Source organism: Segatella oulorum F0390 (assembly GCF_000224615.1).
In the GTDB taxonomy this organism is placed as follows: domain Bacteria; phylum Bacteroidota; class Bacteroidia; order Bacteroidales; family Bacteroidaceae; genus Prevotella; species Prevotella oulorum.
In genome coordinates this window covers 109,612-123,725 of record NZ_JH114215.1, presented here as the reverse complement: position 1 = coordinate 123,725, position 14,114 = coordinate 109,612, and the positions used below count along the sequence as shown (strand labels likewise).

General features: G+C 48.3%; 13 protein-coding genes. 4 read left to right on the top strand and 9 right to left on the bottom strand.

Annotated features, from left to right (window positions below):
• Nucleotides 1–584: 584 nt before the first annotated feature.
• From HMPREF9431_RS00520 to HMPREF9431_RS00500, 5 genes are all read right to left on the bottom strand, one after another.
• Entirely contained in the window at nt 585–2,276 is a 1,692-nt protein-coding gene (locus HMPREF9431_RS00520) for a hypothetical protein (RefSeq protein WP_004379075.1), read from the bottom strand.
• 15 nt (nt 2,277–2,291) lie between these two features.
• The gene (locus HMPREF9431_RS00515) at nt 2,292–2,471 is read right to left on the bottom strand and encodes a hypothetical protein (RefSeq protein ID WP_004379074.1); all 180 of its coding nucleotides are present in this window, start codon (nt 2,469–2,471) and stop codon (nt 2,292–2,294) included.
• Between the two features lie 363 nt (nt 2,472–2,834).
• On the bottom strand, nt 2,835–3,092 hold the full coding sequence (locus HMPREF9431_RS00510; protein ID WP_004379073.1) for a DUF4834 family protein: 258 nt from the start codon (nt 3,090–3,092) through the stop codon (nt 2,835–2,837).
• Nucleotides 3,093–3,109: 17 nt separating this feature from the next.
• Nucleotides 3,110–3,826, bottom strand: coding sequence for a CDP-diacylglycerol--serine O-phosphatidyltransferase (gene pssA / locus HMPREF9431_RS00505; protein ID WP_004379072.1), 717 nt, complete (start codon nt 3,824–3,826; stop codon nt 3,110–3,112).
• Entirely contained in the window at nt 3,826–4,518 is a 693-nt protein-coding gene (locus HMPREF9431_RS00500; protein WP_004379071.1) for a phosphatidylserine decarboxylase family protein, read from the bottom strand. The genes pssA and HMPREF9431_RS00500 overlap by 1 nt, the downstream gene beginning before the upstream one ends.
• Before the next feature lie 137 nt (nt 4,519–4,655).
• Between HMPREF9431_RS00500 and dnaE the strand changes: the two genes are divergently transcribed.
• From dnaE to HMPREF9431_RS13330, 3 genes are all read left to right on the top strand, one after another.
• Nucleotides 4,656–8,363, top strand: a complete 3,708-nt coding sequence (gene dnaE, locus HMPREF9431_RS00495; protein ID WP_040560595.1) for a DNA polymerase III subunit alpha — start codon at nt 4,656–4,658, stop codon at nt 8,361–8,363.
• Between the two features lie 116 nt (nt 8,364–8,479).
• A complete protein-coding gene (gene trxA, locus HMPREF9431_RS00490) occupies nt 8,480–8,794 on the top strand; it encodes a thioredoxin (RefSeq protein WP_004379069.1) in 315 nt (104 codons plus the stop codon).
• Nucleotides 8,795–9,124: 330 nt separating this feature from the next.
• Nucleotides 9,125–9,337: a hypothetical protein gene (locus HMPREF9431_RS13330; protein WP_231287668.1), complete on the top strand. Its 213-nt coding sequence runs from the start codon at nt 9,125–9,127 to the stop codon at nt 9,335–9,337.
• Between the two features lie 46 nt (nt 9,338–9,383).
• Here HMPREF9431_RS13330 and HMPREF9431_RS12645 read toward each other — a convergent pair whose 3' ends face one another.
• On the bottom strand, nt 9,384–9,572 hold the full coding sequence (locus HMPREF9431_RS12645) for a hypothetical protein (protein ID WP_155812897.1): 189 nt from the start codon (nt 9,570–9,572) through the stop codon (nt 9,384–9,386).
• A 37-nt stretch (nt 9,573–9,609) separates the two neighbouring features.
• On the opposite strand from HMPREF9431_RS12645, the gene HMPREF9431_RS12640 reads away from it, so the two are divergent.
• Entirely contained in the window at nt 9,610–9,954 is a 345-nt protein-coding gene (locus tag HMPREF9431_RS12640) for a hypothetical protein (RefSeq protein ID WP_155812896.1), read from the top strand.
• Nucleotides 9,955–10,784: 830 nt separating this feature from the next.
• On the opposite strand, the gene HMPREF9431_RS00480 is transcribed toward HMPREF9431_RS12640, so the two are convergent.
• The 3 genes from HMPREF9431_RS00480 to HMPREF9431_RS00470 all read right to left on the bottom strand — a co-directional run bounded on the left by HMPREF9431_RS00480 (nt 10,785) and on the right by HMPREF9431_RS00470 (nt 13,896).
• Entirely contained in the window at nt 10,785–11,672 is an 888-nt protein-coding gene (locus HMPREF9431_RS00480; protein WP_004379067.1) for a DUF6261 family protein, read from the bottom strand.
• Between the two features lie 340 nt (nt 11,673–12,012).
• Nucleotides 12,013–13,632, bottom strand: coding sequence for a hypothetical protein (locus HMPREF9431_RS00475; protein ID WP_155812895.1), 1,620 nt, complete (start codon nt 13,630–13,632; stop codon nt 12,013–12,015).
• A gap of 81 nt (nt 13,633–13,713) precedes the next feature.
• Nucleotides 13,714–13,896, bottom strand: a complete 183-nt coding sequence (locus tag HMPREF9431_RS00470) for a hypothetical protein (RefSeq protein WP_004379065.1) — start codon at nt 13,894–13,896, stop codon at nt 13,714–13,716.
• Between the last annotated feature and the right edge of the window lie 218 nt (nt 13,897–14,114).

Below are 14,114 nucleotides of genomic sequence, written 5' to 3'. Positions count from 1 at the left end.
AAATACTTTTTGTTAACAATAAATTTATCTTTAGCGATTACTTTCTTTTGTTTCAGTGCTTGCATAAGCTATGCAAGCGCCATTTTTTGCATTTTGTCATTTGCATAAGCTATGCAAGCGCCATTTTTTGCGTTTTGCCATTTGCATAGGCTATGCAAGCGCCATTTTTTGCGTTTTGCCATTTGCATAGGCTATGCAAGCGCTATTTTTTGCGTTTTGCCATTTGCATAGGCTATGCAAGCGCTATTTTTTGCGTTTTGCCATTTGCATAGGCTATGCAAGCGCTATTTTTTGCGTTTTGCCATTTGCATAGGCTATGCAAGCATTAAAACTCTTGTTTTCACCTTTGCGGAACGGCGATGTATGTTGGAATGGTAGGGGCGGTGCCTGTGTGCCCGCCCGAACGTCCGCGTAGCGGCGTTTCCATCCGAAAATGATGCACTGCCATCCGCAAACATTGTTTTTCCACCTTCACCTGCACCGCCTAACGATGGATGCGCCCTCGTGGGGCGCGCTGGCCGGCACACAGGCACGGCCACTACCACGCTTGACGGCCGTCGCGTTCCTGCAAAATCGTTCATCATTTAGAAATGAACGAAGGGCAGAATATAAAAGTTAGCACCTGTCTTTGAGAATGTAGGCCACCAAACCTGCCCAGGACCATTACCGTTGATGCTGAAGCTAACAGGTAAATAGGGACCAAAACCACCTGTATTTGCAGCATCACAGACTGTGCTCGTCCACAAAAAATATTGTTCAGGGTGTAGGTCACTGTTTGCTTTCGTGAAGGCTGCGAGCATTTTGTCGATATCCGTTTGCGCCATATAGCAATAGCCACGCCAAGGCTCGTTAGCCGGCACAGTGACGGTGCCAAATCGGCGGAACAGTTCCATCACTTCTCCTGCAGCAGGAATATACCATTTGTCGATATTACCTGTCACGGTGACATTGCTGGGGTTATAATGACCTGCTCCATAGAATGCAGGATATTTCTCTTGCTCGTCGCCGCGCACCACATGGTCTTTCGTGCTATTGGCATCCCATGTCCAGTTGTAGCCGTTCATATCGTTCTGTCCATCGTGCACACCATTATAAACTGTGGTATTGAGGTGGTCGGGTGTTGAGGGCAATGTTTTGGTTTCATCTTCCCATTTATAAGCGCCCCCAAAACCATCTTTAATTATTTCCAATCCCACGGCCTTGCCCATTTTATTGGCTGTTTTTTCGTTTATAACCAATCCGATAGCGGTTCGCATGTCCCGTTCTTCATAAAGCCCACAAGTGCCATCGTGAAAGAGATAGAGTGGGAAAGTGGTGAACTTGATGCGCACCGTGTAGGAGGCGTTCCCCACGAGTTTGCCTAAATGATTGAGGGGGAAATCCTTGCCTGCGATGCTTTTTTGGTAAATTGTGCCGGCCGAGAAGCTCACTTTGAGTTTTGCACCATCAGTGCCAGCCATGTAATAGGCATAAGGTGTGAAAAAGTCGAAGCCGCAGAGATTGTTTCTTGTCGACGAGGTGGCAGGGAAAGTACAAACTGCATTGATAGCTGCTGAAGTGACAGTTTGAGGATTGCTGATTAAATCGGTGTAACTGACCGAGGTGGGTTGATTGGCCGTTGAAATAAGTTTAGCCTTCACGCCTGTGGTTGCTTTGGTATAGGCCGCAATTTTAAACCGCACACGTGCCACTTGACGTTTCATGGCAAAAGCCACCTCTTGTGCGGCGGGCGACAGGGTGAGTGTTTGCGTTGTTACGCCCACGCGTGCCCGTTGGTCATCGGTGAAAGTGAGTTTGTCGCCGTCGTCGTTTACATATTCATTGTAGCACACAAAAGTGTAGGTACCTGCAGGCAATACAAGCGTGGAGAAATTATCGGGTTTAAACACACCACCCGACAACTTTCCACTGAGCAATTTGTCTGCACCTTTAATGCGTTTGCCATCGTTACCCACGGCATAGATGTAATATTTGCCATTACTCAATGGTATGCCGGCACGTGTTGCCGTCTGTTCGGCGCTGTCGCATTCTATGCTCACCTCAGCAGTGAGGCCATTACCTAAGTCAATCGTTTGCGTCACGGGAGTTTCGCTTGTTCGTGTCCTTGTAGAATTGTCGCTACTAAAGGGTTCGTCTGTAAGTGAGAATTGCAAACGACTCACGTCTATCATATTGTTGCTTTGCGCATCGAAATCATCAGTTGTACTGCAAGCATTAAGCAACATTCCACCTAACGCAAGCACTGCTACGCTGAAAAATTTTATATTTGTTTTCATCTTCATTTGTTTATACTATAACTCTGCTTCGCCACCGTCAATATCTTGATCGGCATCCCAATCGTCATCTGTCGATTCTGACTTTTTTAATCCGACAGATACTCCACATAAAAAACCCGTACTCTCTACTTGGATAACTTCGCACCAGGGTGCTACATATTTCCGCTGTTCTTTTTCAAATACTTCTTGTTTCATTTTTAATTTGCCGTTTTATAATTATTTACTACTACTGTTTTCTTGCTTTTTCGTTCATTTTTGCACGCAAAAAGGGCATGCAAAAAGTTTATGAAAAACTTCTTGCACACCCTTTGTTTATAAGTGATTATGTTGTATATTACGCGCGCGTAGGAGCGGACGTTAGAATGTGTGTGTGTGTGTGTGTGTGTGTTACACAATTATTTGAATTGGCCAAATAATTGGCATAAAAAGATGCAAAGAATTTTGAATTTCTTTGCAACGTCTGGATGCTATATGTAACCGAATTTACGTTCATGGGTGCAAAGTTATAAACTTTTGAGGAAAAGGACAAAATAATCGCATGAAAAACACTGCTTAGGACTACTTCTCCTCCTCATAATCCACATATTCGCCCTCGTCTTTTTTAAATATTTTCTTTTGTGCCTCTTCGGGATCGCGCGTGTCAATGACGCCTTCGCGATTGCCATAGTCCGTGCGTTGCTGCGCATTTGCACCATTCATCGTGCGGCGGAAGCGGTTGATGTTTTGCCGAAAAGTGTTCAGGAAACGCAACGCTGTGAACAAGACGAACACGAAAAGAACGATGAAGAGGACAAAAATAAACTTCAAAAATGCCATAACAAAAGTCTCCTGAATTATGATTTCTGCTGCGTTTGCTTACGCAAAAGCACAGATGCGAGCAGATAAAGTGTGATGATGATCCACCAGGCTTCGAGCCATCCGAAATAAAGCAGACAGCACAGCGAAAGCAGGGCAAAGCTATATTTCACCTCGTTGCCGCGCCATCCCCAATGCTTAAACTTCAAGGCAAACATCGGCAGTTCGGACACCAATAGGTAACAGCTCAGTAACATCAATGAGATGAGCAAGAAAACTGCACCAGAATTGTCATCAATCCATGCGGGATTGTAGACTAAAAGCGAGCCCCAAAAAAGCGCATTGGCAGGTGTTGGCAAACCGATAAATGACGTGGTTTGCCGCGCGTCGAGATTAAACTTGGCCAAACGAAGCGCCGAGAATGCTGCCATGAGGAAGGCCACATAGGGCAAATAGGCGCGCAAAGGCTCTAAAAACGTGGGATACTCCAACACGGCCAACTCGTTGAAAAGAATGGTTGCGGGCGCAACGCCAAAGGTAACATCGTCGGCCAAAGAATCAAGTTCCTTGCCCACGGGCGAAGAAACATGGAGCAACCGCGCCGACATGCCATCGAAGAAATCGAAGACAGCGCCCATAATCATCCACAACAACGCCATTTTTGCATCGCCTGCAAAGGCATAGCTTGTTGCAATGCACCCGCAGATGAGGTTGCAACAAGTGATGCTGTTGGGAATATGTTTTTTGAAATTCATTACTTCAATTTTGCAATAATGGTTTGGTCGCCTGTGGTGATTTGCCCCATTTCCACGCAAACCTCTGTGCCAATGGGCAAGAACACGTCGACCCGACTGCCCAATTTAATAAAACCTAAGTGCTCGTCGATATAGCAATCTTCGCCGGGCTTCGCATAAGTCACAATGCGACGTGCCATGGCTCCTGCAATCTGCCGGCACAAAATGTCTTGTCCTTCGGGCGTGGTAATCATCGTATCGGTGCGTTCATTCTCTTCACTCGCTTTGGGTAGCCATGCCTTATGGAAATTTCCATTCTGATGTTTCACAAATTTCACTTTGCCATCCACCGGAAACCAGTTGGCATGCACGTTGAAAAGGCTCATAAAGATGCTAATCATCAAACGGCGATCATGGAAATATTCGTGCTCCTCGACCTCCTCAATGACAACAATCTTGCCATCGGCGGGTGCGACAACAATCTTTTCGGTCTCATCGGTTTCTGAAAAGCGCCGCACAGGACACCGATAAAAGTTGAGCACAATGCCATAAACAGCACCGAAAACAACGACGAATAACCAAAAAGGAATTTTTGTTTCTAACTGAAACAGGAGAAAGGCGATGACCAAAAAGCCCATGAAGCCCGCAGCAATAGTGTTAGAACCTTCGCGATGAATGCGTATCTTTTTTAATTTCTTTATTCTCTTAATCATAGCAAATTAGTAAAATGCTAAAGCCCTGCAAAGTTAATTATTTTTTATTGTTCGGGCAAACATTGAAAATAAAAAACCATGTTTTATTTTGCCCTTCGCGGTTTTTAGCGTATCTTCGCAAACCGAAAGAGACAGATATGAACGACTTCATTCACCTTCACGTACATACTTATTATTCCATCCTCGATGGACAATCGAAAATATCGAAGCTTGTAGATAAAGCCATTGCCGATGATATGAAAGGCATGGCCATCACCGACCATGGCGCCATGTTTGGCATTAAAGAATTTGTGGACTATTGCGCCGGCATCAACAAGAAGCGAAAGGCTGAAGGATTGGCGCCATTTAAGCCCATCATTGGTTGCGAGATGTATGTGGCGAGACATCGCTTGCAAGATAAAATCAAAGAGAATGGTGATAACTCGGGCTACCACTTAATTGTGCTGGCCAAGAATTATAAGGGCTATAAGAACCTCATTAAATTGGTGAGCAAATCGTGGATTGATGGTTATTATTATCGTCCGCGCACCGACAGAACGGAGTTAGAGAAACATCATGAGGGGCTCATCATTTGCTCGGCCTGCATTGCGGGCGAGATTCCGTCGAAGATTTTGCATGGCGACCTTGACGGTGCACGTGAGGCTTGCGAATGGTATCATCGGATGTTTGGCGATGATTTCTATTTAGAAATGCAACGCCACGAGGTGACCGACCCCACGATTATGGCCAACCGTGAGGCTTTTCCGCTGCAACAAAAGGCCAATCATGTGCTCATGCAGTTTGCCAAAGACTATGGCATCAAGCTCATCTGCACCAACGATGTGCATTTCGAGGATAAGGAAACGGCCGAAGCCCACGACCACCTTTTGTGTCTTTCGACGGGCAAAGACCTTGACGACCCCAAGCGAATGCGTTACAGCAAGCAGGAATGGTTTAAGACGAAAGCCGAGATGAACGCCATCTTTTCGGATGTGCCCGAGGCGCTGACCAATACCTTGGACATTTTAAACAAGGTGGAAATCTATAACATCGACCATGCTCCCATCATGCCGTTCTTCCCCATTCCCGAAGCGTTTGGAACAGAAGCGGAGTGGGAAAAGAAATTCACCGAGGAAGACCTTTACAAAGAATTTACCTCGGATGAGAATGGCGAAAATCAGCTTCCACCCGAAGAAGGCGAGAAGGTGATTCAACGCTTGGGCGGATATGAAAAGATTTATCGCATCAAGTTTGAAGCCGACTACTTGGCCAAATTAGCCTATGATGGTGCCAAAAAGCTTTATGGCGACCCGTTGCCCGACAATGTGAAAGAGCACATCAACTTTGAACTTCACGTGATGAAGACTATGGGTTTCCCAGGCTACTTTCTCATTGTGCAAGATTTTATCGCAGCCGCACGCAACGAATTGGGCGTGATGGTGGGACCGGGTCGTGGCTCAGCCGCTGGTTCGGTGGTGGCCTATTGTTTGGGCATCACCAAGATCGATCCCTTGAAATACGACCTGCTGTTTGAACGTTTCCTCAACCCCGACCGTGTGAATTTGCCCGATATTGATACCGATTTCGACGACGATGGGCGCGGAAAGGTGCTGCGTTGGGTCATGGATAAATATGGGCATGATAACTGTGCCCACATCATCACCTACGCCAGCATGGCCACAAAGAACTCCATCAAGGACGTGGCGCGCGTGGAAAGGTTACCGCTCGACAAGTCGAATGCGCTTTGCAAAGCCATTCCCGACCGCTTGCCCGATGGGTTAAAGATGAATTTAACCAACGCAATTAAATGCACACCCGAGCTGCGCGATGCCGAATTTTCACAAGACCCACGCGAGCGAAACACCATCAAATATGCCAAGATGTTGGAAGGGACGGTGCGCGGAACGGGCATCCATGCGTGCGGTTTCATCATCTGCCGCAACCCCATCAGCGACTGGGTGCCCGTTTCTACGGCCGACGACCCCGACTTTGCCGGACTGAAAACGGCTGTCACACAATATGACGGTCACGTGATTGAATCGACGGGCTTGATTAAAATGGACTTCTTGGGCCTGAAAACACTCTCCGAGTTAAAGGAGGCTTGCAAGGTGGTGAAGAAAACAACAGGCGACGAAATCGACCTCGACACCATCCCCATTGACGACAAACTCACCTATCAGCTCTATCAACAGGGACGCACCATCGGCACATTCCAATTTGAATCGCCAGGCATGCAAAAATACCTGCGCGAGCTCCACCCCACCGTTTTCGAAGACCTCATCGCGATGAATGCGCTCTATCGGCCAGGACCGATGGACTATATTCCCGATTTCATCAAGCGCAAACACGACCCTTCGCTCGTCACCTACGACATTCCTTGCATGGAGAAATACCTCAAGGACACCTATGGCATCACCGTTTATCAAGAGCAGGTGATGTTGCTTTCGCGCCAATTAGCCAATTTCACTCGCGGCGAGAGTGACGCCCTGCGTAAAGCCATGGGTAAGAAAAAGAAAGCCATCGTCGATGCCATGAAGCCGAAGTTTATCGAACAAGGCTCAAAGAATGGTCACGACCCCAAAATATTAGAAAAGATTTGGAGCGACTGGGAGAAGTTTGCCTCCTACGCCTTCAATAAATCTCACGCCACATGCTATTCTTGGGTGGCCTACCAAACGGCCTACATGAAGGCGCACTATCCCGCGCAATACATGGCCGCTTTGATGACAAGACGCTTCAGCCAGATTACGGAAATCACCAAGCTGATGGAAGAATGTCAAAGCATGAAGATTGCAACGTTAGGTCCCGACGTGAACGAAAGCGATTCAGAGTTTGGCGTAAACAAACAGGGAGCCATTCGTTTCGGCCTCTCTGCCATCAAAGGAATGGGCGAGGCTGCAGCGCAAGCGATTGTCAACGAACGCGAGAAAAACGGCACTTACAAAGACATCTACGACTTTGTGGAGCGGGTCGATTACACCAGCGTCAACCGCAAAGCCTTCGAATCGTTGGCGCTGAGCGGCGGATTCGACTGTTTTGGTCTGCCGCGCGAAGCCTATTTCTCGGTCGGTGCCAAAAACGATATGTTCTTAGAAACCCTCATCCGCTACGGCCAACTCTATCAGCAAGAGCAGCGCGAAGCCCAGAATTCACTCTTTGGTGGCAGCTGTTCGGTGGAGATAGCCCACCCCATACCCGGCAAGACCGAAGAATGGAGCACCATCGAACGCCTCAACCGCGAACGCGACTTAGTGGGCATTTACCTCAGCGCTCACCCACTCGACGACTACGAAATCGTGTTGCGCAACCTCTGCAACACCCACTGTTCAGAGCTTGCCGCCAAAGAGTCGCTCACCACAAAAGACGGCATCATCTTAGGCGGCATTGTCACAGGCGTGAAATCAAAGTTCACCAAAAATGGCAACCCTTGTGGCTTTGTCACCATTGAAGATTTCGAAGGCAGCGGCGAATTGGCCTTCTTCGGCGAAGAATGGGGACGTTGGCGCGGCATGCTGAGCGAAGGTTGCATCGTCTATATCACGGCAAAATGTCAGCAACGCTATCGCGACAGCAACATCTACGACCTGCGTGTGCAAGACATTCAATACATGCAAACCGTGAAAGACAAACGCTTGGAGCGCATCACCCTCTCCATCAACAACAACGATCTCACCGACGACATGGCTGAAGACCTGTCGACCCTCATCGACGACACGCCCGGAAAGGTGCAACTCTATGTGCAAATCATCGATCAAGAGCACAACAACAGCGTCATGCTGCGCTCCAAAGGCCACGCCATCGACATCACCCACAAACTCATTGCATTCATCAAAAGCAACCCCGCCATCACCTATCATGTCAATTAAAAAAGCCGACACCGCCGCCAACCCAATCGCCATGGCACGGTGTTTGTCAACACACCCCCCATCAACGCATCATCAACATCGAATATATTCATTATAAAAAACAGGAGAATAAAAAAATGGAAGTAACAATTACAACCGAGAATTTTGAGAGCTACAAAAATGGTGATTTACCTTTAGTAGTCGACCTTTGGGCCACCTGGTGCGGTCCTTGCCGCATGGTAGGCCCCATCATTTCTGAATTAGCCAAAGAGTATGATGGCAAATTAGTGGTAGGCAAATGCGACGTCGAAGAAAACGACGAGATAGCCGCCGACTTTGGCGTGCGCAACATCCCCACCATCCTTTTCTTTAAAAACGGCGAACTCGTCGACAAATTTGTCGGTGCAGCCAACAAAGCCACCATCGAAGAAAAGTTCAAAGCCCTCTTGTAGGCTCTCCCCCTTTGGGGCAACCCATTCCATAAAAAAAGCTGTGCACCGCATTCGTGCACAGCTTTTTTCGCATAGCAACTCGCCAAACCATGGGAAGATGAACGATGGATGCGCCCCCGTGGGGCGACACGGGCGGGCACATAGCGGCGTTTCCATAACAAAAATACACGCATTTTGTGCGGGGATGAACGATGGATGCGCCCTTGTGGGGCGACACGGGCGGGCACACAGCGGCGTTTCCATACCAACCCCTATCATATTTTTCCACGCAATCCCACACAAACAAAATAACCATTTACACACAATCCGCCCAAAGGAAACCAACCGTCCATGTGCAATCCGTCCCTATCAATCTCCATCAAATCACACGGTGTGCCCCTACCCCATCGGGGTTATACTTTCGATAGCGCAGGGTTGGCAAGTGCAACGCTGCCTACCCTGGGTAACAATGCAAGCGAGGAGGCTACCCCCTTGGGGGTTGTACTTTTTCTCATCGCACATCATTACCACACGCGGCAAATGATTTCCCCACACGAAAATTGATTTTAAAAAGTACAATGCCGATGGCATAGATTCCCCCTCCACGACCTTACCCAGGGTAGATTTCGCTGCGCTCAATCAACCCTGGGCTGACAAAAGTACAACACCGATGGTGTTGGTTCATGTGCACCGTTTTCCCAACAAACAAACAAAACCACCCACGCGCAATCTGTCCAAACGGAACCGTAGGGGCGGTGCCTGTGTGCCCGCCCGAACGTCCGCGCAGCGGCGTTTCCATACCCAAAATACACGTATCATGTGCGGGGAATTGAACGATGGATGCGCCCTTGCTGGGCGACACGGGCGGGCACATAGGCACCGCCCCTATCCATCTCCACCAAACCACGCAGTGTGCCCCTACCGCATTACATTGTACATTCGATAGCCCACGCCAATCGCACGGTGTGTTCATACCCCACCGTATTGCACATTCGATAGCTCCAAACCGCACGGTGTGTCATTACCCCATCGGGGTTATACTTTCGATAGCGCAGGGTTGGCAAGTGCAACGCAGCCTACCCTGGGTAACAATGCAAGCGAGGAGGCTACCCCCTTGGGGGTTGTACTTTTTCTCATCGCACATCATTACCACACGCGGCGAATGGATTATTCACGAATGATTTCCCCACACGAAAATTGATTTTAAAAAGTACAATGCCGATGGCATGGATTCCCCTCCCCGACTTTCTCCAGGGTAGCCTCCTTTCGTCGGCAACCCTGGGCTGGCAAAAGTACAACACCGATGGTGTTGGTTCATGTGCACTGCTTTCACCAACCAACAAACAAACAAAACCACCCACACGCAATCTGCCCAAACGAAACCGTAGGGGCGGCGCCTGTGTGCCCGCCCGAACGTTTGCGCAGCGGCGTTTCCATGCCAAAAATACACGCATTGTGCGCGGGGGATGAACGAGGGATACGCCCTTGTAGGGCGACGCGGGCGGGCACACAGGCACCGCCCCTACCACGCTCCGTAATATTTTGCCACGCAATCCCACACAAACAAAATAACCATTTGCACACAATCCCCCCAACAAAATTAACCGCCCATACGCAATCCACCCAAACGAAACCGTAGGGGCGGTGCCTGTGTGCCCGCCCGAACGTCCGCGTAGCGACGTTTCCATACCAAAAACACACGTATTGTGCGTGGGGAATTGAACGATGGATGCGCCCTTGTGGGGCGACACGGGCGGGCACACAGGCACCGCCCCTACCAATCTCCATCATATTTTCCCACACAAACAAAATAACCATTTACGCATAATCAACCCAAACGACACCAACCACACACGCGTAATCCACCCAAACGAAACGCGTAAACAATCCACACAACACATCGGGGGCGGAAATGCATCGCGCACTCCCGCCCCCATTCTTAAAATAAAAAAGTGTGTGTATGTTATGATTTCGGCGCCACCGCGGATAACATCATTTGTTTTAAAACAAGTTATTCTTTCGGCGTCACCGTGGCATCGCCCTGACCTTTTCCGCCCGGCTTATCCTTGCCATCGCCACCATCACCCGGCTTTGCAGCATCACCGCCCGGCCTCTTGCCATCGGGCTGCTTGCCGCCGTCACCGGGTTTCTTCCCCTCTCCGGGCTTTCCACCGTCGCCGGGCTGCTTGCCGCCGTCCTTTTTCTTCGCTTTGGGCAGCACCTCCTGCTTGTAGTGCTTCACCTGCTCGTTCATCTTGCTGATGAAATCGGCATAATCGGCCTCGCCCTCGACCACCGCCAAGGCATTCACCTTCTGCACCAACGTGCGATAGGCCTCGTCGGAGGCGTGTTGCGCCTGCTTCAACTGGCCCACAATCTGCACCGCACGGTCGTTGGCACGCGCCCGCGTCACCTCGCGCAACTTGTCGTTGGCCTGCTTCATGGCCTGCACCACGGGCGTGAGGGCCAAGGCCGTGACATCGGCAGCCGACTTCGCTTCCAAATCGCTGATGAGGTTGAGCAACAGGCCCGTCTCGCGGTCCAGCTGCATCTTGGGGTCGATGTTGTAATCCTTCAGCAACCGTTCCAACCGCTGAGCGGCCTTCACCTGCTCGGCATCAGGATGGTTCAGGAAAAACTTGATGGCCTTGCGCAGCGCCTTGTAGTGCTTGTCGCGCTCCGTATCGAGCGTTTTGATTTCTCCGCTCAGCAGGTTGGCTTTCGACAGTGCCAGCGCATCATCCTCGGCCTTCAGCGCCGTTTGCAGGGCCGTCAACTCGGCCGTCACCTTTGTTTTTACTTTGGCATCGGCCGTGGCGAGCCCCACCGTGTCGGTGATGAACAAAAAATGGGCACCACTTTTCATGTGCGCCAAATCAATTCCGTTGATTTCTTTCATTTTTAATCGTTTTAGTTACAAAATATAAAAATATAATGATGTGGCGGAAGCTTCCGCCGATTAATCTCTGTTTAGAAAATCATCAGCGAGCCGCTCACTAACATGATTTCGCTTAAAAAACGGTCAGCGAGCCGCTCACTAACGTGATTTCGTTTCAAAAATAGCCAGCGAGCCGCTCACTAACATGATTTCGCTTAAAAAATGGCCAGCGAGCCGCTCACTAACATGATTTCGTTTCAAAAATGGCCAGCGAGCCGCTCACTAACATGATTTCGTTTCAAAAATGGCCAGCGAGCCGCTCACTAATGTGATTTTGCTCGAAAACATATCATAACCCCATCTATTTGTATTTGACAAAAGAGAGCATATACCTTTTTACATTACTCCCTTTATCAGCACTACCGGGATTCATCTGACTATTCGAAAAGTAATAGGTACCTGCATATGATGGATCCGTTTCCGTACTTGTCCAAAACTCTTTCAGAGGATTGTCTCCTCCAACTTTTTGAAAAGCCTTAGCGAGCAAATAACCATAACAATACGTGGAATAGAAAGTCTGCCCCATAGGACCTGTATAAGAAATAGTCTCTTCAAAACCTAAAGTATTACACTTTCGGAAATCGCTCAATGAAGGCAAATACCACACCAATGCCGGAGTGCCAGTATAGGTTACGCCCGGATCGTAGTGTGCCGCAGCATAAATAGCACGGAAGCGTGGATTGTTACCTTTTACCTTGGTCTCACCAGCGCTTCCAATCAAATTTGTGCTGTAAGCCGGATTCCATGTTTCTTCAAGCCCACTCGTTGCCTGGCTCCCTAAAGCATCATTTACCGTTGCCATGTGGGTGTTCGTTTGATTGTAATAATAATGTGGCCAGCCATAGTCACACCATGAACTACTACCACCCAATTGGGTCAACGCATTCAAACCCACAGCCATGAAGTTATCAGCATCGATGACGATAGCGATGGGAGTTTTAGAGCCTCCGCCAAATGTGGTATCTTTAAAATGACCAACAGAACCGTCGCTCATCAGATAACTATAACTTGGGGTGAGCTTGATTTTAACCACATACGATTTGTTTGGCTGCATCTGCAGGGTGGCATTGAGTTGGGCTATGTTAAAAGTGGGAATGGGCTTCCAAAAGACGGTACCAGCCGAGATGCCCGTCAGCTTTAGTTTGCTGCCTGTAGTGGTGGGGAGAAAATAATGGTAATCGCTGGTAGAGGTGTAGGAATAGCTCTGTCCATAGTATGAGGCATCAAATTTTGCTTCTGTACTGGCAGCAGAATTATTTGCTTCAGATGCGATGGTGCCTGGATTTCCTGTATAGGCCTTTGTTGTTGGGTCATAGGTTACGCTCGTAGGAATCACATTTGCAGCTACGGCTTCAAGTGTAGCAGTGATGTTGTTTGGTATATGTTTTTGACAAACAAACTGAGTACGCAGACGACATCCGACATGCTTCATTGTAAACTGAACATATAAATCGTTGTCATCGGTAATATTAACTGTTTGGGTGCCCATCATCGCCGTTGCGGCTTTATCACGTGATACAACCAAATTATTACCGCTGGTGGTTACGTCGTCGTTGAATGCCACCAATTCATAGGTACCATGAGGCAATTGGAGGCGCGCTTTGCTGGAGACATCTGGGGTGAAAGTCCCTCCACTGAAAGTTCCACTCATTTCGTCTTTGAGGCTGCTACCTTGATAAGCACGAATGGTATAGTGCCCATTAGCATTGGTTTGTGCACCACGTGTCTTCTTTATCACAGGTTCGTTTTCTACTGTGATTTCTGCCTCACAATCGCCAATATTAATAGTTTGTGGCTCCTTTGCTACAGCACCAGTACGCGTCAAAACTTCGTCCTCCCCAAAGTCTTCATTGGTAAAACCAAATCGAACCCTTGAGGTTAATTCATCACTATTATTATCATGACTACAACCCGTAATCATGAACAATAACATTGCTACACATAAAAAAATATATTTCTTCATCTGCTTCTAACTTTAATTATAAAACATGCTTTGTGGTTTTTATTCAAACTCGAAATCTCCACCATCAACATCTTCATCTGCATCAAAATCTTCTTGCTGAGAAGTTGGATGAGGCCCAACAGAAGCCTTCATAAATTGCTCTGTTTGAACTGCAATCACTCTTATTTGCGGCATCACATACGGCCGTCTAATACCAGTTAAATCAATAGCTTCTTTCTTCATACTCTTAATGCTTTAAATCAAATATATTTTTATCTTGTCTCACGCTTTATCAGTTGACGAATACACACACGAAAAAGCATCTGCAAAGAGCTTTGAAAGCTCCTTGCAGATGCTTGAAACGGCGAACCGACACCCGCGCCGGGCGCACCGCTATCGCCTTAGTACAGAGATTTAGACCGTTGTTAGAATGTGTGTGTGTGTGTGTGTGTGTGTGTGTG